General features: G+C 41.7%; 18 protein-coding genes and 1 other annotated feature (1 of these 19 running past the window's edge). All 18 genes read right to left on the bottom strand.

Annotation, left to right across the window (positions count from 1 at the left end; all coding sequences use genetic code 11):
* Nucleotides 1-23 precede the first annotated feature (23 nt).
* Complete coding sequence (gene rplK / locus NSQ70_RS00670; RefSeq protein WP_003216956.1) at nucleotides 24-449, bottom strand: 50S ribosomal protein L11; 426 nt, start codon at nucleotides 447-449, stop codon at nucleotides 24-26.
* A 171-nt stretch (nucleotides 450-620) separates the two neighbouring features.
* On the bottom strand, nucleotides 621-1154 hold the full coding sequence (gene nusG / locus NSQ70_RS00665) for a transcription termination/antitermination protein NusG (protein ID WP_003217197.1): 534 nt from the start codon (nucleotides 1152-1154) through the stop codon (nucleotides 621-623).
* A gap of 171 nt (nucleotides 1155-1325) precedes the next feature.
* On the bottom strand, nucleotides 1326-1502 hold the full coding sequence (gene secE / locus NSQ70_RS00660; protein ID WP_008345422.1) for a preprotein translocase subunit SecE: 177 nt from the start codon (nucleotides 1500-1502) through the stop codon (nucleotides 1326-1328).
* Between the two features lie 34 nt (nucleotides 1503-1536).
* On the bottom strand, nucleotides 1537-1686 hold the full coding sequence (gene rpmG / locus NSQ70_RS00655; protein ID WP_008356502.1) for a 50S ribosomal protein L33: 150 nt from the start codon (nucleotides 1684-1686) through the stop codon (nucleotides 1537-1539).
* Between the two features lie 76 nt (nucleotides 1687-1762).
* Nucleotides 1763-2419: an RNA polymerase sporulation sigma factor SigH gene (gene sigH / locus NSQ70_RS00650; RefSeq protein ID WP_008345424.1), complete on the bottom strand. Its 657-nt coding sequence runs from the start codon at nucleotides 2417-2419 to the stop codon at nucleotides 1763-1765.
* A 63-nt stretch (nucleotides 2420-2482) separates the two neighbouring features.
* Entirely contained in the window at nucleotides 2483-2995 is a 513-nt protein-coding gene (rae1, locus tag NSQ70_RS00645) for a ribosome-dependent mRNA decay endonuclease Rae1/YacP (protein WP_007496285.1), read from the bottom strand.
* Nucleotides 2996-2997: 2 nt separating this feature from the next.
* Nucleotides 2998-3747 (bottom strand): 23S rRNA (guanosine(2251)-2'-O)-methyltransferase RlmB, encoded by a 750-nt coding sequence (gene rlmB / locus NSQ70_RS00640; protein ID WP_017359163.1) that lies wholly within the window; start codon nucleotides 3745-3747, stop codon nucleotides 2998-3000.
* Nucleotides 3731-4162 carry a Mini-ribonuclease 3 gene (locus tag NSQ70_RS00635; protein ID WP_008345428.1) on the bottom strand — a complete coding sequence of 144 codons (432 nt, stop codon included), beginning with the start codon at nucleotides 4160-4162 and terminating at the stop codon, nucleotides 3731-3733. The genes rlmB and NSQ70_RS00635 overlap by 17 nt, the downstream gene beginning before the upstream one ends.
* A 3-nt stretch (nucleotides 4163-4165) precedes the next feature.
* Nucleotides 4166-5566 carry a cysteine--tRNA ligase gene (cysS, locus tag NSQ70_RS00630; protein ID WP_024718297.1) on the bottom strand — a complete coding sequence of 467 codons (1401 nt, stop codon included), beginning with the start codon at nucleotides 5564-5566 and terminating at the stop codon, nucleotides 4166-4168.
* Nucleotides 5563-6216 (bottom strand): serine O-acetyltransferase, encoded by a 654-nt coding sequence (cysE, locus tag NSQ70_RS00625; RefSeq protein WP_017366453.1) that lies wholly within the window; start codon nucleotides 6214-6216, stop codon nucleotides 5563-5565. Before cysE ends, cysS begins: the two co-directional genes overlap by 4 nt.
* A gap of 81 nt (nucleotides 6217-6297) precedes the next feature.
* Nucleotides 6298-6527, bottom strand: a binding site (T-box leader).
* On the bottom strand, nucleotides 6528-7979 hold the full coding sequence (gene gltX / locus NSQ70_RS00620) for a glutamate--tRNA ligase (protein WP_007496275.1): 1452 nt from the start codon (nucleotides 7977-7979) through the stop codon (nucleotides 6528-6530).
* 94 nt (nucleotides 7980-8073) lie between these two features.
* Complete coding sequence (gene ispF / locus NSQ70_RS00615; protein ID WP_007496273.1) at nucleotides 8074-8550, bottom strand: 2-C-methyl-D-erythritol 2,4-cyclodiphosphate synthase; 477 nt, start codon at nucleotides 8548-8550, stop codon at nucleotides 8074-8076.
* A 3-nt stretch (nucleotides 8551-8553) separates the two neighbouring features.
* Nucleotides 8554-9243, bottom strand: a complete 690-nt coding sequence (gene ispD / locus NSQ70_RS00610) for a 2-C-methyl-D-erythritol 4-phosphate cytidylyltransferase (RefSeq protein ID WP_008345432.1) — start codon at nucleotides 9241-9243, stop codon at nucleotides 8554-8556.
* A 13-nt stretch (nucleotides 9244-9256) separates the two neighbouring features.
* Nucleotides 9257-10357: a PIN/TRAM domain-containing protein gene (locus NSQ70_RS00605; protein WP_047946821.1), complete on the bottom strand. Its 1101-nt coding sequence runs from the start codon at nucleotides 10355-10357 to the stop codon at nucleotides 9257-9259.
* Nucleotides 10358-10510: 153 nt separating this feature from the next.
* Nucleotides 10511-11590, bottom strand: coding sequence for a DNA integrity scanning diadenylate cyclase DisA (gene disA / locus NSQ70_RS00600; RefSeq protein WP_007496267.1), 1080 nt, complete (start codon nucleotides 11588-11590; stop codon nucleotides 10511-10513).
* A gap of 2 nt (nucleotides 11591-11592) precedes the next feature.
* Nucleotides 11593-12972 (bottom strand): DNA repair protein RadA, encoded by a 1380-nt coding sequence (gene radA / locus NSQ70_RS00595; RefSeq protein ID WP_017359160.1) that lies wholly within the window; start codon nucleotides 12970-12972, stop codon nucleotides 11593-11595.
* A gap of 93 nt (nucleotides 12973-13065) precedes the next feature.
* Complete coding sequence (gene clpC, locus NSQ70_RS00590; protein ID WP_007496263.1) at nucleotides 13066-15501, bottom strand: ATP-dependent protease ATP-binding subunit ClpC; 2436 nt, start codon at nucleotides 15499-15501, stop codon at nucleotides 13066-13068.
* Nucleotides 15498-16380 carry the 3' portion of a protein arginine kinase gene (locus tag NSQ70_RS00585; protein WP_047946819.1) on the bottom strand. Its footprint extends 209 nt past the window's final position, so only the last 883 of its 1092 coding nucleotides appear in the window; its start codon lies off the right edge, out of view; its stop codon occupies nucleotides 15498-15500. Before NSQ70_RS00585 ends, clpC begins: the two co-directional genes overlap by 4 nt.

Raw genomic sequence — 16380 nt, 5'->3', positions numbered from 1 at the left:
TCGCAACCCAACAAGACAAAAAATTAATCTTCGATGACAATACCCATACTGCGTGCAGTACCTTCAACCATGCGCATAGCTGATTCAACGCTAGCAGCGTTTAAGTCAGGCATTTTTGTTTCCGCGATTTCGCGTACTTTATCACGCTTAACAGTTGCCACTTTATTACGGTTAGGTTCACCAGAACCAGACTCAATACCAGCTGCTTTTTTAAGTAATACTGCAGCAGGTGGAGTTTTAGTAATAAATGTAAATGAACGGTCTTCAAAAACCGAAATTTCAACAGGAATGATAAGACCAGCTTGGTCAGCTGTACGAGCGTTAAACTCCTTACAGAATCCCATGATATTAACACCGGCTTGACCTAGTGCAGGTCCAACTGGTGGAGCTGGGTTAGCTTTTCCAGCAGGAATTTGCAATTTAACAACTTTTACTACTTTTTTAGCCACGAGACACACCTCCTTAAAGTCCGTGATGTGGTAATAGGGGAATCCCCCTCCCACTCAACAACTTCATTCTTTATATGAATGACGAAATAACTAGCTAGCGATCTTGAGCGAACTCAAGACGTACCTTTGCTATATTACCACTTCTATACACTCATTTCAAGCTCTTTTAAATTACAATTTATCGATCTGTGTGAACTCAAGTTCCACAGGAGTTTCTCTACCAAACATATTAACGAATACTTTGACTTTGCTTTTATCATAATCAATCTCTTCGATAGAGCCTGTGAAGTTAGCAAATGGTCCATCGATGACCTTGACTGTTTCTTTTAGTTCAAAGTCGATTTCTGTCTTGCGCTCTTCAAGTCCCATTCTCTTCAGAATGGTTTCCGCTTCGCCAGGTAATAACGCTGTCGGCTTAGAGCCTGATCCAGCTGATCCAACGAATCCTGTCACACCTGGTGTATTACGAACGACATACCAAGAATCGTCAGTCATGACGATTTCTACTAGCACATATCCAGGGAATACTTTCTTTTTCACTACTTTTTTCTTACCATTTTTAATGTCCGTTTCTTCTTCTTCTGGTACAACAACGCGGAAAATTTTATCCTGCATGCCCATTGATTCAACACGCTTTTCCAAGTTCGCTTTCACTTTGTTCTCATAGCCAGAGTACGTATGCACAACATACCAATTCTTTTCCATTTTCGTTCAGGACTATTTAGTCCTTCCCTCCCCACATTTCGTAATGTCTATTTGACGAATCTCGAGTACCGGTAAATATTTTCAAGCAATTGAAAAAACCCGTAAAACGGGTTTTTTGGCAAGTCATATTATGATCTATTATAGCACGTTCAGCAGACCATTATTCAAGTATTAATGAATTAATTCGATTAATTGTGAGATTCCTATATCAAGAAAAGAGAAAAAGATGGCAAAAAATACGACTGTTAAAATAACAGTGATCGTGTAGCGGACCATTTCGTTTTTCTTTGGCCAGCTGACCTTTTTCATTTCTTTCCCGACACTTTTTAAGAAACTGATAATACGCATGTAAAAGACCTCCACAGATTAAAGAACGCAAATCCTACTTCGTTTCTAAATGTGTTTTATGTGAATTACAAGTCTTGCAATATTTCTTAACTTCTAATCTTTCAGCTGCTGAAGCAACACTTTTCATTGTCGTATAATTGCGGCTTCCGCAGTCTTTACAGGCTAGAGTAATCTTTTTCCTCATATTTACACCTATTTTCTCGACATCATTTCCTTAGTACCTTATCACAGTGTCGAAAAAGCTGTCAATATAGGTTTGATTAGAGACTGATCTCGCGCAGCTCTAAATATTTCTCTAATTTTCTCTTTACTCTTTGGAGTGCGTTATCAATTGATTTCACATGACGGTTTAAATCTTCAGAAATCTCCTGATAGGACCTGCCATCAAGATAAAGCACAAGTACCTTTCTTTCCAGCTCGCTTAGTAATTCACCCATTTTCATTTCAATATCATCAAATTCTTCTTTGCTAATGATTAAATCTTCTGGGTTAAGCGCTTTAGCACCGGAAATGACGTCCAATAATGTTCTGTCCGATTCTTCATCGTATATCGGCTTGTCTAATGATACATAGGAATTTAACGGGATATGTTTTTGGCGAGTAGCTGTTTTAATTGCGGTGATAATTTGGCGGGTAATACATAATTCTGCAAAAGCCTTAAATGAAGTAAGCTTGTCCTCTCTGAAATCGCGGATAGACTTATAAAGTCCGATCATCCCCTCTTGGACAATGTCCTCTCGATCCGCTCCAATCAAGAAATAAGATCTTGCTTTCGCACGTACAAAATTGCGGTATTTCGTTATTAAATAATCTAGCGCATCACTATCTCCGACATGAACCCTTTCAATGACTTGTTCATCTTCCAACTGGCAAAATTGCTCTCTGATGGACTTACCCTTGCTGTTGTTTAGATTCACTTCGATCCCCCCGACCGCACCTAGATAGAAATATTATACAATAATGGTTGAAATATCGTCAAGCTATTCCAAGTTTCCCCGCCGCCATTTTTCAAACGTTTTCAATACATCTTCTGACAATTCAATTTTGGATGCTGGTTTATCAGAAGTAATCTTTTTGACACGTGTTTCAATCTTTCGTTCAATCACTTCTATCTCTCTTAAGAGCTCTCGTGCTGACTTACGAAGTGCACCCTGTCCAAAAATCGCCCATTGTTCTGTATAATCAGAGGTCGCCACATGAATTTGCGTCCGAATGTTATTTAAGTCTTGTGCCAGTTTTTCAATCCGCTCATCAGCCGTTTCATTTTCTCTTGTAAAGATGACCTCTACTCGGTGGTTTGTCCGCTTCTTTTCGATTCCTTTGACCATATGGGCATCGAATACGACAATGACTCGATACCCTGTATATGCTTGATATTCTGCTAAATGTTGAATCAGCACGTCTCTGGCTTCTTCAAAGCTGTTTTCTTTTAAGTGCTGCAAACGAGGCCATGCACCTATCATGTTGTATCCATCGACTAAGAGGATGTCCATCTCTATTCTCCTAACGGATAACGTTTTCGATACACTTCATACATCAATAGACTAGCGGCAACTGATGCATTTAATGAAGTGACCTTCCCGGCCATTGGCAATTTAATCAAGAAATCACATTTTTCCTTAATCAATCGGCCAATTCCTTTTCCTTCACTGCCAATGACAAGAGCGAGAGGCATCGTGCCATCAAATTGTCTGTAGTCCTGCTTCGCAGATGCATCTGTTCCTGCGACCCAGATTCCTCTTTCTTTCATTTCATCAAGAGCTCTGGAAAGATTGGTTACTTTTGCGACCGGGATATGTTCAATGGCTCCAGTAGATGCTTTCGCAACAGTTGTCGTCAAGCCTACCGCTCGTCGTTTTGGAATGACGATTCCATGTGCACCAACAGCATCGGCCGTACGCATGATCGACCCTAAATTGTGCGGATCTTCAATTTCATCTAAGATGATGAAAAATGGTTGTTCATTCCGCTTTTCAGCAATTTGATACAGATCGTCCAATTCTGCATATTCATATGCTGCTACTTGTGCAACGATTCCCTGGTGCTGACCTGTTACCATCTGATCAAGCTTTTTCCTCGGAACATACTGAATGGTGATATTTTGCTTTTTCGCGAGTTCGATGACCTGCTGGGCTTGTCCTTTTACAGTGTTTTCTGCCATCCAGAGCTTGTATAACTCCCGATCTGACTTCAGTGTTTCAATCACTGCATTTTTCCCAATCACATAATCATGTTGCTGACTCATTTGTCTTCCTCCCTGACGTTCCGATTTCAATCGCCTGACTAATCAACTCTTCTAAGCGTTCGTCCTGCTTCTCAATAAATAAATAACCCATGAGCGCTTCAAACGCTGTACTATAACGATACGTTTGAACGTCTGTGTTTTTAGGCACTGTGCCTGATTTTGCATTTCTTCCTCTTTTCAGCACCGCTTCTTCCGCTTCTGTGAAAAAGCCCTTCTGCTGAAGCTCAAATAAAATAGCGGCCTGAGATTTAGCTGAAACGATCTTACTTGCACGTTTATGAAGCTCATTTGGTTTGGTCGCCCCCGTTTGGAGGAGGTGATGCCTCACGTATACTTCAAAAATGGCATCACCCATATAAGCAAGCGCAAGTCCGTTCAACTGTTTTCCGTCTTTCAGCTTTTCAAAATTCAACATGACCTATTCTCCTCTTTTCCAGCGCGTACCTTGAGGAGTATCCTCCAATACAATATTCATGCTCTTTAACTGGTCACGAATTTGATCAGACAATGCGAAGTCACGATTCCTTCTAGCTTCATTCCGCTTCTCAATTAATGCTTCTACCTCTTCGTCAAGCGTGTGCTTTTCTTCTAGTGAGAAGCCGAGGACGGATGTGATTTCTTGGAACAAACCAATAAATGCCTTGATCACTTCCTCAGAAGTATGATCATTTTCCATATAGTAATTCGCTTGTTTCGCTAGTTCAAATAAAACAGAGATGGCATTTGCCGTATTGAAGTCATCATTCATTTCAGAAATAAATGTCGCACGCTGCTCTTCAATCTTTGTCAACCATTCAGTGTTATCTTCTGTGATATTCGTGCTGCTTTCAAGGCGATGATGTAAATTAGCATACGACGTTTTGAGTCGGTTAAACGCACTCTTTGTACTCTCTAGTAAGTCCATTGAGTAGTTAATTGGATGACGGTAGTGAACCGACAACATAAAGAATCGAAGTACGTCAGGATCTTGTTCTTTCACAATGTCATGCACGAGCACAAAGTTGCCTAGTGATTTTGACATTTTTTCATTCTCAATATTAATATATCCGTTATGCATCCAATACTTTGCAAAAGGTTTGCCTGTCAAAGCCTCAGATTGAGCGATTTCATTTTCATGATGAGGGAAGGTTAAATCCTGTCCGCCTGCATGAATATCGATCGTATCACCTAAATATTTTTTAACCATGGCTGAGCATTCGATATGCCAGCCTGGGCGTCCTTCGCCCCACGGGCTATCCCATGAGATTTCTTGGTCCTTTGCAGCCTTCCATAAAGCAAAGTCCAGCGCATCTCGTTTCTTCTCACCTACACGAATACGGGCACCTGTCTTTAGTTCATCAATCGATTGGTGAGACAGTTTTCCGTAGCCTTCAAATGAGCGTGTGCTGTAATACACGTCACCATCCGCCTCATAGGCGTAGCCTTTTTCAATCAATGTGGCGATAAACGCAATGATATCATCCATATTTTCTGTCACTCGCGGGTGAAGGTCTGCTTTTTTGCAGCCTAATGCACTGACGTCCTCAAAGTATGCTTGGATAAATCGATCAGCAATCGTTGGGACATCTTCGCCTAATTCATTTGCTGCTTTGATGAGTTTATCATCCACATCAGTAAAGTTGGATACGAAATTCACATCATAGCCGCTATATTCTAAATACTTACGTACCGTGTCATATACAATGGCAGGTCTTGCATTCCCGATATGAATGTAGTTATACACGGTTGGTCCGCATACATACATTTTCACCTTTCCTGGTTCAAGTGGGACAAACTCTTCCTTCTTACGTGTCAATGTATTATAAATATTGATTGTCATGATTGTTCTTCCTTTCTGCTCAATGAAGCCAGCTCACGTTTTAGCTTTTCCATTTCTCGCTCCAATTCTTTGAAACGATCAGAAACTGGATCTGGCAAATCTTGATGATTGAGATCACGATTGATTTTCTTTCCATTTTGAACGACCACTCGCCCAGGTATACCTACAACAGTGGAATGGTCTGGTACGTCTTTTAACACAACAGACCCCGCACCAATCTTGGACCCTTTTCCTACGGTAATGGAACCGAGCACCTTAGCACCAGTCGCAATCAGGGCATCGTCCAAAATAGTTGGATGCCGCTTTCCCTTTTCTTTCCCTGTTCCCCCTAATGTCACGCCTTGGAAAACAGTGACGTTATCGCCAATTTCACATGTTTCCCCAATCACGACGCCCATGCCGTGATCAATAAAGAACCGCCGGCCGATGGTTGCTGCTGGGTGAATCTCAACCCCTGTGAAAAACCGGCTGACCTGAGAAATGATCCGCGCAAGAAAATACAGCTTACGCTTGTAAAATGCATGCGCAACACGATGAGCCCAAATCGCATGAAGCCCTGAATAGGTTAGCACTACTTCAAGATAGCTTCTAGCAGCAGGATCTTGATCAAACACAGTATCAATATCTTCTTTCAGCATTTTGAAAAACACATGCTCCCCCCGTTCTTCCCCATCAATCTCTCTTAGGACTTGCTCTCTTTTTTGGACAAATAAAAAACGCCTCTGCCATATGACAGAGACGTTTTGAAAACGCGGTTCCACTCTGTTTAGAAAGCCCTCATTTCGCAGCCTTCTCAACTTCATCCCATAACGGAGGGTACCGCCCTTGCATACTAACATACGTGTTCCTCAAGGGTCTTGAGGGTGCATTTCCAACGTCTGCCCATAAGTCTCTTTCAGCCGGTGAAGACTCTTTCTGTGATGGACGATAACATTGTACTTCTCCCTCGCAACGATTTTCCTTATATTTGTTTAATGCGGTTTAATACCGTCTCTTTACCTAGTAGTTCAATACTTTGCGGAAGCTCTGGGCCATGCGTTTGTCCAGTGACAGCCACACGAATTGGCATGAATAGTTTCTTACCTTTATGCCCTGTTTCTTTTTGTACCGCTTTAATGGCAGCTTTGATTTCATCAGGTGTGAAAGACTCAAGACGTTCAAGCTGACCTGCAAACGAAGCCATCACTTCTGGTACTTGCTCTTCTGCAAGAACTTCCTTTGCCTCTTGATTATACTCAATTTGTTCCTTAAAGAACAACTCTGTTAACTCAACAATTTCTGCTCCGTAGCTCAATTGCTCGTGGTATAGAGAAATGAGTTTGCGCACCCACGTGTTTTCTTCTTCTGTCAGCTGCTCGCTTACCTTGCCTGCCTTTTGAAGATGTGGAAGTGTAAGTGCCACAACTTGATCAAGATCAAGTGCTTTCACGTATTGGTTATTCACCCATTTTAGTTTATGCATATCAAATAGAGCTGGTGACTTAGAAAGTCGATTGACATCGAAAATATCGATGAACTGCTCTTTTGTAAATAGTTCCTCTTCACCAACTGGAGACCATCCAAGCAGTGCAATGAAGTTAAACAAAGCTTCTGGTAAATAGCCCAAGTTCTTATACTGTTCGATGAACTGGATAATTGATTCATCACGTTTGCTTAATTTCTTGCGGTTCTCGTTTACAATCAGCGTCATATGTCCGAACAGCGGAACATCCCAGCCAAATGCATTGAAGACCATAATTTGTTTAGGTGTATTCGAGATGTGATCCTCACCACGAAGAATGTGAGTCATTTTCATCAAATGATCATCCACCGCTACAGCGAAGTTATACGTTGGCGTACCATCTTTCTTCACAATAACAAAGTCACCGATGCCGTCTGTTTCAAATGAAATCTCGCCTTTGACCATATCGTCAAATTTGATGATTTCTCCTTTAGGCACTCGGAAGCGGATGCTTGGCTCTCTTCCTTCAGCAATCAGCTTGTCCTCTTCTTCTTTTGATAAATGACTGCATTTACCAGAATATCGAGGCATTTCACTGCGGGCAATTTGTGCTTCACGCTCTTCTTCTAGTTCTTCAGCCGTACAATAGCACTTATACGCCAAATCTTTCTCTAGCAGCTCGTCATAATATTTTTTGTAAATATCATTACGCTCTGATTGTCTGTAAGGACCGTAGCCGCCATCTTTATCAATGCTCTCGTCCCAATCAATCCCGAGCCATTGCAGGTGGCGAAGCTGGCTTTCTTCTCCGCCTTCTACATTACGCTTTTGATCCGTATCCTCGATTCGAATAATAAATTTGCCGCCTTGACTGCGTGCGAACAAATAGTTGAAAAGAGCCGTTCTAGCATTCCCAATATGTAAATGACCAGTTGGACTCGGTGCATAACGAACACGCACTTCATTTCCCATGAGTTTAACTTCCTTTCATCTGCATCATGTTGTCTGACACCAATTTTTTATAAACGTATTTTATCATCAAAACCCATTCTCATCAAAACGGATTTTACTTTTTCTGAAGAAGTACGGTTGCTTGAGAGGCAATTCCTTCGCCTCTTCCTGTAAATCCAAGTTTCTCTGTCGTTGTTGCTTTGACATTCACCTGTGTGACATCTGCCTCAAGAGCTTCTGCGATTTTCTCACACATTGGCTGAATGTATGGTGCCATCTTTGGTTTTTGCGCCATGATCGTGCAATCGATATTCACCAGTGTATAGCCTTTTTCTTTTACAAGTGCCCACACGTGCTGAAGTAATTTAAAAGAGTCTGCATCTTTAAACTCCGGATCCGTGTCTGGGAAATGTCTGCCGATATCTCCTTCTGCAATCGCACCTAGGCAGGCATCCGCCACAGTATGAAGCAGTACATCCGCATCTGAATGCCCAAGTAGACCCTTTTCATAAGGGATCGTCACACCGCCAATAATAAGAGGTCTTCCCTCTGTTAATTGATGCACATCAAAACCTTGTCCTATTCTAAACATGTTCTAGTACCCTCTTTCCGCATCCATAATTGCCTTGGCAACCAATAAATCATCCGGTGTTGTCAGTTTAATATTGGTATAGTCTCCTTGGACAATATACACACTCTCACCGTGTAATTGTTCCACAAGACTGGCGTCATCTGTTCCAAGAAAGCCTGTCCGCTCCGCATGTTCATGCGCTTCTTTTAAAATAGAATGACGAAAAGCTTGTGGGGTCTGGACTGCCCACAAGCTCTGACGTTCAATGGTTTGTTCCACTTTGCCTTCTTGAACGCGTTTGATTGTGTCTTTCACTGGTACCGCTACGACTGCGGAGCCTTTTTCAATCGCTGCTTTAACGAGCAAGTCAATCTGTGTATGCTTAATAAAAGGCCTTGCGCCATCATGAACAAGCACGATGTCCGCATCTTGCACAGCCTTCAACCCTTCGTATACACTTTGCTGCCGTTCTTCACCGCCAGTGACAAGTGAAACAGGCGTTTGAAAAGCGTGTACCTTCAGTAGCCTTTCAAAGTCACGACGCTCTTCTTCATTGATCGCTAAGATCATGCGTCTGCATTGTGAATGAGCGTCAAACACCTTCAGTGTGTGGATGATGACCGGCATTCTTTTCAATTCAATAAAAAGTTTATTGCGGCCGGCCTTCATTCGCTTCCCCTGCCCCGCAGCCGGAATAACTACTTCATAATACATGTTCGTTCTCCCTTTAGAGCGCCTTCTCCAGAAGTTTTGGCTTCGCAAAAATCATTCTTCCAGCAGCAGTTTGCAGCACACTCGTGACGAGCACATCAATGTCTTTTCCAATATAATTGCGTCCTTCTTCGACCACAATCATCGTACCGTCATCTAAGTAAGCAACACCTTGGTTATGCTCTTTCCCATCTTTGATGACCTGTACCTTCATTTCTTCCCCAGGCAGCACAACCGGTTTGACTGCATTGGCTAGATCATTGATGTTTAACACTGCTACTTTTTGAAGTTCGCATACTTTATTTAAATTAAAATCATTTGTCACAACAACACCTGAAGTTAACTTAGCGAGTTTCACAAGCTTGCTGTCAACCTCTTGAATATCTTCAAAGTCACCTTCGTAAATTTCAACTTTAATATCCAGTTCTTTTTGGATACGATTTAAAATATCAAGACCTCTTCGGCCTCTATTTCTCTTTAATACATCAGAAGAGTCTGCAATATGCTGTAATTCCTCGAGTACAAATTGAGGAATGACCATCACACCTTCTAGGAATCCAGTTTGACAAATATCTGCGATTCTTCCATCAATGATAACACTTGTGTCTAAAATTTTCAGCTTTTTATCTTCTATTTCAGGTTCATCATCAGCTGCTCCTTTTTTCTTTGTGACCTTTGCAGATCGGGAGAACAGCCCCATCATTTCATCCTTCTTCTTAAACCCTACCTGAAATCCAAGGTATCCTAAAAAGAAAGCCAGGAAAATCGGAATAATGGTACCAAAAATATGATATGGGATATTGTTTAGCGGGATCACGTTTACAATAAGATATGCTAGAATAAGTCCAAATACTAAACCGAAACTTCCAGATATAAGATCAGGAAGAGGCGCCTTCAATAGAGAATCCTCGATCCATTTCACCCAATTAACCACATAGCCTGTGCACCATTTACCAATGATAAAGAACACAGCGGCTCCTATTAGTGCTGAAGAGTAAGCATTTGTTATGAAAGGTATGTCCTTCAAATTTAACAGCAGAAATAACTCTGGAATGATAAAAATCCCTACAACTGCACCGAAAATGATAAAAAACGCCTGAACGATTCTTTTTAACATACCTTCACCTCCTTTATTTTTCATCTGTCAATCCACCTTCATCTGACATTGATATATGCTTAAGTTTCCTATCATCATGAACAGAAAACAAAACCATCATTAATATACCCATATTCATCCATTTTTAACCGTATTTAAGAAAAATTTCTCTTTTTATAGCTGACGGTCGATATAATGTTTTTCTTGCAGTCTTTTTAATCCTTTTTTTATCTTTTTCGCTCTTACTTCTCCAATTCCTTCTACTTCATCCAAATCTTGTACATCTGCTTCCATAATTCGATCTAGCACACCAAATGCTTCGACCACGTTTTCAACGATTGGCATAGGCAGTCTAGGGATTTTATGAAGTAATCTGTATCCTCTAGTGTACACATATTCGTCAATATTTGTAGATGCTGGATAGCCAAGTAACTTGTACAAAATGGAGTCATCTAAAAGTTCAAAGCTCGACATATCTTGGAGCTGTTTCAGCAGCACATATGGATCTTTGATCTTTTCTTTCACGTAATCTTTAATAAATAACGCCGCTTCCTGCTCCATATCTGTAATCAGCTCATTGACTTGCAGACGGATCAAGTGTCCTTCTGTCCCAAGCTCTTTGATATACATATTGATTTCATTTTTGATTCTAAGTACCATTTCATAACGATGTAGCACGGATAATACATCACCAAAGGTCACAAGCTCTTCAAATTCTAAGGCGCTTAACGCAGAAATGGCATGATCTAAAATGGTTTTATATTTCTCAAGTGTTTGTATCGCTTGGTTGGCCTTCGTCAAAATAAAACCAATATCTTTCAGCGTATATCGTCGGTTCCCTTGGTATAAGGTAATGACGTTCCGACGTTCAGAAATGGCAATGATTAAGCAACCTGTCTGCTTTGCTACACGTTCAGCCGTTCGGTGTCTCATGCCTGTTTCTGATGAATGAATGGTTGCATCCGGCATAAGCTGTGTATTCGCATACAAGATTTTTTGACCAGAGTCACTTAAAATAATCGCCCCATCCATTTTCGCCAATTCATATAAATGTGCTGGGGAGAAAGCAGAATTAATATGAAATCCTCCATCTACCACACTTTTCACTTTATCGTTATAACCAACAACAATGAGCCCTCCAGTATTGGCTCTTAGGACGTTTTCAATCCCTGCCCGCAGGGGTGTCCCTGGTGCCACAAACTGGACAATATCTAAGAGATCGACTTCTCTCGCTCCTTTTTTCTCTTTTTCCATTTCTATGATCCCCCTAGTGAAATACGAAGTGCCTCTGCTACATTTTCTACACCGACTAACTCAATCCCTCTCGGTTTTTTCCATCCATCTATATTCGCCTGAGGAATAAACATTCGTTTAAATCCTAGTTTAGCAGCTTCCTGCACACGCTGTTCAATTCTTGAAACTCTTCTGACTTCTCCCGTCAGACCCACTTCTCCTATAAAGCAATCTGCTTGATGCGGCGCTGCATCTTTAAAACTTGATGCAATACTAACGGCAATAGCCAAGTCTATCGCTGGTTCATCAAGTTTCACACCACCTGCGACCTTTAAGTAGGCATCTTGGTTTTGCAGTAGCAGCCCTACCCGTTTTTCTAAAACGGCCATAAGCAATGACACTCGGTTATGATCAAGGCCAGTAGCCATTCTCCGTGGATTCCCAAAGCTCGTCGGTGAAATAAGTGCTTGTATCTCCACTAGAACAGGTCTTGTTCCTTCCATTGAGGCAACAACACACGATCCAGATACACCTGCTGACCGCTCTTCTAAGAAGATTTCTGATGGGTTTAATACCTCTGTGAGCCCTTCCTCTCTCATTTCAAAAATTCCTAATTCATTCGTTGAACCAAAACGGTTTTTCACTGCCCGTAAAATACGAAACGTATGATGGCGCTCCCCTTCAAAATAAAGAACTGTATCTACCATATGCTCTAAAAGGCGCGGCCCAGCAATCGAGCCCTCCTTCGTCACGTGACCAACGATAAAAATAGGAATACCATTCGTCTTGGCAATTTTCATCAGCTGGGCAGTGCATTCCCTCACCTGAGAAACAGATCCAGGAGCTGACGTGATATCGCTTTGATAAACGGTTTGAATTGAATCGACCACAACAAAAGCGGGTTTCATCTCTTGTATAGCAGACGTTATATACTCCATATCGGTTTCAGCCAAAACATGTAAAGAGGCACTTTCAATACCGAGACGGTCCGCCCTAAGCTTCGTTTGTTTGATTGATTCCTCACCAGATATGTATAACACATTCTGATTTTGATCTGATAGCTGTGCTGAAACTTGTAATAATAGTGTGGACTTCCCAATCCCAGGATCACCGCCAATAAGAACGAGTGAACCTTTGACAATTCCACTTCCTAATACTCGGTTAAATTCTTCTAAATTCGTTTTAATTCGGGGTTCTTCGGATGTTTCAATTGCAGATATAGGTGAAGGTTTTTGAATGGTTTGAACAGAATGATTAAACGCACTTCGACGATTTGCCGGCTCTTTACGAACGACCTCTTCTGTCATACTGTTCCAAGTGCCGCAGCCGGGACATTTCCCCATCCATTTGGCTGACTCATAACCGCACGATTGGCATATAAATTTTGATTTTGACTTAGCCATAGATTGAAGAATACAACTCCTTATACTGGTCAGAAAATAAGTAAAGGGAGGCATCCAACTTACTGGTATGCCTCACACTTTTTTCTTACTATATTAGTTCGTAGCAGCCGTTGCTTTTACGACAATTTCTCCATCTTCTACATCTAATACGATATGTTGGCCCTTTTCAATATTGCCTTTCAGCAATTCCTCAGAAAGTCGATCCTCGACGTGCTTTTGAATCGCTCTTCTTAACGGACGAGCACCATACTCAAGATCTACGCCTTCGTCGGCAATCTTGGCTTTTGCTGCTTCCGTCAATTCAATTGAAAGGTCCTGCTCTTTTAGTCGTTTTGTCAATTGATCAGACATGAGAGACACAATCTCTTTTAGATGTTTCTTTTCGAGTGAGTGGAAGACAATGATTTCATCAATACGGTTGATGAACTCCGGTCTAAACGCACGTTTCAGCTCACCCATAACTTTGCCTTTCATATCTTTGTAATTTTGACTTTCATCCTGCACGTTAAAGCCAACATATTTATTGCGCTTCAGCTCACTAGCTCCAACGTTTGAAGTCATAATCAAAATCGTATTTCTAAAGTCAACAGTACGACCTTTAGAATCAGTGAGACGACCATCTTCTAACACTTGAAGTAAGATGTTAAACACATCAGGGTGCGCCTTTTCAATCTCATCTAGAAGCACGACAGAATACGGCTTTCTTCTCACCTTTTCAGTCAGCTGACCACCCTCATCATAGCCCACATAGCCTGGAGGTGATCCAACAAGTCTTGAAGTCGAGTGTTTTTCCATGTACTCAGACATATCAATACGAATCATCGCTTCTTCATCACCGAAGATAGACTCAGCGAGTGCTCTTGCAAGCTCAGTCTTACCAACACCTGTTGGCCCTAAGAAAATAAAGGAGCCAATCGGACGTTTCGGATCTTTTAGTCCAGCACGGGCACGTCTTACAGCTTTTGCAACAGCAACAACTGCTTCATCCTGTCCAATGACGCGAGAGTGGAGCAATTGTTCCATGTTTAGAAGCTTATCTGTTTCTGTTTGAGCAATTTTTGAAACAGGTACTCCCGTCCAGCTAGAAACAACCATTGCGATATCATCCACAGAAACCTCTGAATTCTCTTGTCCCTGCTTTTCTTTCCAAGATTTCTTCGTCACTTCTACCTTTTCACGCAAACGTTGCTCCGTATCACGAAGAGAAGCCGCTTTTTCAAATTCTTGACTTTGAACAGCTGCATCCTTTTCCTTGCGTACTTCATCCAGCTTTTGCTCAAGTTCCTTTAGATTAGGCGGTGTTGTGAAAGAACGTAAGCGAACTTTTGAACCCGCCTCATCAATTAAGTCGATCGCCTTATCTGGAAGGAAACGATCAGAGATATAACGATCAGAAAGCTTTACCGCCGCCTCAATGGCTTCATCTGTAATAGACACACGGTGATGTGCTTCATAACGGTCTCTAAGCCCTCTTAAAATTTGAATACTTTCATCGACAGATGGCTGGTCCACTTGAATTGGCTGGAATCGACGTTCAAGTGCAGCATCTTTTTCAATATATTTACGGTACTCATCTAACGTTGTTGCCCCGATACATTGAAGCTCACCACGTGCTAAAGATGGTTTTAGAATATTAGAGGCATCAATCGCACCCTCTGCTCCACCTGCACCAATCAGTGTATGAAGTTCATCAATGAAGAGAATGATATTTCCAGCCTGACGGATTTCGTCCATGACTTTTTTCAAACGATCCTCGAATTCACCACGATATTTCGTTCCCGCTACAACGGTTCCCATATCAAGTGTCATGACTCGTTTATCACGCAGAATTTCAGGCACTTCGTTGTGAATAATTTGCTGTGCGAGACCTTCTGCGATCGCTGTTTTACCAACACCAGGCTCTCCAATCAAGACAGGGTTATTCTTTGTTCTTCTACTTAGGACCTCAATGACACGCTGAATTTCTTTGCTGCGGCCAATCACAGGGTCCAAGCTGTCCTCTTTCGCAATAGCCGTTAAGTCTCTTGCCAAGCTATCTAAAGTTGGTGTATTGGCATTGCTATTAGATCCTGCCGCAGATGCACCCGTTTCATTGCTGCCTAGAAGCTGCAATACTTGCTGGCGTGCTTTATTTAAGCTCACTCCGAGGTTATTTAAGACACGGGCAGCTACACCCTCTCCCTCACGAATAAGACCTAAAAGAATATGTTCTGTCCCTACATAGGAATGACCAAGCTTTCTCGCTTCATCCATAGAAAGCTCCGTAACCTTCTTCGCTCTAGGTGTGTAATGAGGAATAGCTTGAGACACCTCTTGCCCTCTTCCAATCAAGCTCTCGACTTCTTTTTGGATTTTATCTGAAACAAGGCCCAGTGCTTCTAATGCTTTTGCGGCGATGCCCTCACCTTCACGTACAAGACCAAGTAAAATATGCTCTGTACCGATGTTCTTATGGCCTAGGCGAATGGCTTCTTCTTGTGCAAGTGCTAATACCTTTTGAGCTCTTTCAGTGAATCTTCCAAACATCATATCGTTTCATCCTCCTGTCCATTCCTATGCATTTCTAAGCGCAGCCTTTCTCTGATAATTGCTGCTCGTTTTATATCTCTTTCATTTGGTTCCAAGGCTCCTCCTGAATATTGCTGAAGGAAGCCAGGCTGTGTCAAAATCATGAGTTCATTCAGTATATTACTTGAAAGCCCCTTAATGATACCTAAATCAATTCCAAGTCGCACATCTGACAAACACTTAGCCGTTTCCTTAGATTCAATCATGCGACAATTAGCCAAAATCCCCAAGGAACGGTACACTCTGTCTTCAAGTTCAATTTTAGACGTCTGATATAATGCCTTACGTGCAGATCGCTCTTGTTCAATGAGCTGCGCCGTCACACTATTCAAGTCATCTACAATATCTTCTTCTGATTGACCCAGTGTCATTTGATTTGAAATTTGAAAGATGTTCCCTATTGCTTCGCTACCCTCACCATAAATTCCTCTGACCACAAGACCTAATTGATTAATTGCAGGAATAATGCGATTCATTTGTCTTGTCAGGGCTAATGCTGGTAAGTGCATCATGACTGAAGCCCTAATACCTGTACCTACATTGGTCGGACAGCTCGTTAAGTATCCTCGCTTTTCTGAAAACGCATAATCCACTTGCTCTTCAATCCAGTCATCTATTTGGTTAGCTGCTTTTAGTGCATTAGCCAGCTGAAATCCTGGGAACAAGCATTGAATACGAATATGGTCTTCCTCATTCAGCATGACACTGATTTCTTCATTTTCTGAAAGCAAACAGGCGCCAAATCTTGATTCTGCTAAATTGGGGCTAATCAAGTGCTTTTCAACAAGTACCCTTTTAGCCAAAGGCTGCGTGTCATTCATTCGAATCAGAACAAAGTTT

This window comes from Bacillus sp. FSL R5-0397, assembly GCF_038593395.1.
In the GTDB taxonomy this organism is placed as follows: Bacteria; Bacillota; Bacilli; order Bacillales; family Bacillaceae; genus Bacillus; species Bacillus altitudinis.
Note: the sequence above shows the minus strand (reverse complement) of the source record. Positions and strands in the feature narration are given on the sequence as shown.

Excerpts from the sequence above, each read along its gene's own strand:
- NSQ70_RS00605 (WP_047946821.1), bottom strand. The coding sequence starts at position 10,357 with ATGTTAAAAAGAATCGTTCAGGCGTTTTTTATCATTTTCGGTGCAGTT.
- ispD (WP_008345432.1), bottom strand. The coding sequence starts at position 9,243 with ATGTATTATGAAGTAGTTATTCCGGCTGCGGGGCAGGGGAAGCGAATG.
- rpmG (WP_008356502.1), bottom strand. The coding sequence starts at position 1,686 with ATGAGGAAAAAGATTACTCTAGCCTGTAAAGACTGCGGAAGCCGCAAT.
- radA (WP_017359160.1), bottom strand. The coding sequence starts at position 12,972 with ATGGCTAAGTCAAAATCAAAATTTATATGCCAATCGTGCGGTTATGAG.
- rlmB (WP_017359163.1), bottom strand. The coding sequence starts at position 3,747 with ATGAGTCAGCAACATGATTATGTGATTGGGAAAAATGCAGTGATTGAA.
- rae1 (WP_007496285.1), bottom strand. The coding sequence starts at position 2,995 with ATGGACATCCTCTTAGTCGATGGATACAACATGATAGGTGCATGGCCT.
- NSQ70_RS00635 (WP_008345428.1), bottom strand. The coding sequence starts at position 4,162 with ATGTTGAATTTTGAAAAGCTGAAAGACGGAAAACAGTTGAACGGACTT.
- gltX (WP_007496275.1), bottom strand. The coding sequence starts at position 7,979 with ATGGGAAATGAAGTGCGTGTTCGTTATGCACCGAGTCCAACTGGTCAT.
- secE (WP_008345422.1), bottom strand. The coding sequence starts at position 1,502 with ATGCGTATTATCAGTTTCTTAAAAAGTGTCGGGAAAGAAATGAAAAAG.
- nusG (WP_003217197.1), bottom strand. The coding sequence starts at position 1,154 with ATGGAAAAGAATTGGTATGTTGTGCATACGTACTCTGGCTATGAGAAC.
- disA (WP_007496267.1), bottom strand. The coding sequence starts at position 11,590 with ATGGAAAAAGAGAAAAAAGGAGCGAGAGAAGTCGATCTCTTAGATATT.
- ispF (WP_007496273.1), bottom strand. The coding sequence starts at position 8,550 with ATGTTTAGAATAGGACAAGGTTTTGATGTGCATCAATTAACAGAGGGA.
- clpC (WP_007496263.1), bottom strand. The coding sequence starts at position 15,501 with ATGATGTTTGGAAGATTCACTGAAAGAGCTCAAAAGGTATTAGCACTT.
- cysS (WP_024718297.1), bottom strand. The coding sequence starts at position 5,566 with ATGACAATCAATATTTATAATACATTGACACGTAAGAAGGAAGAGTTT.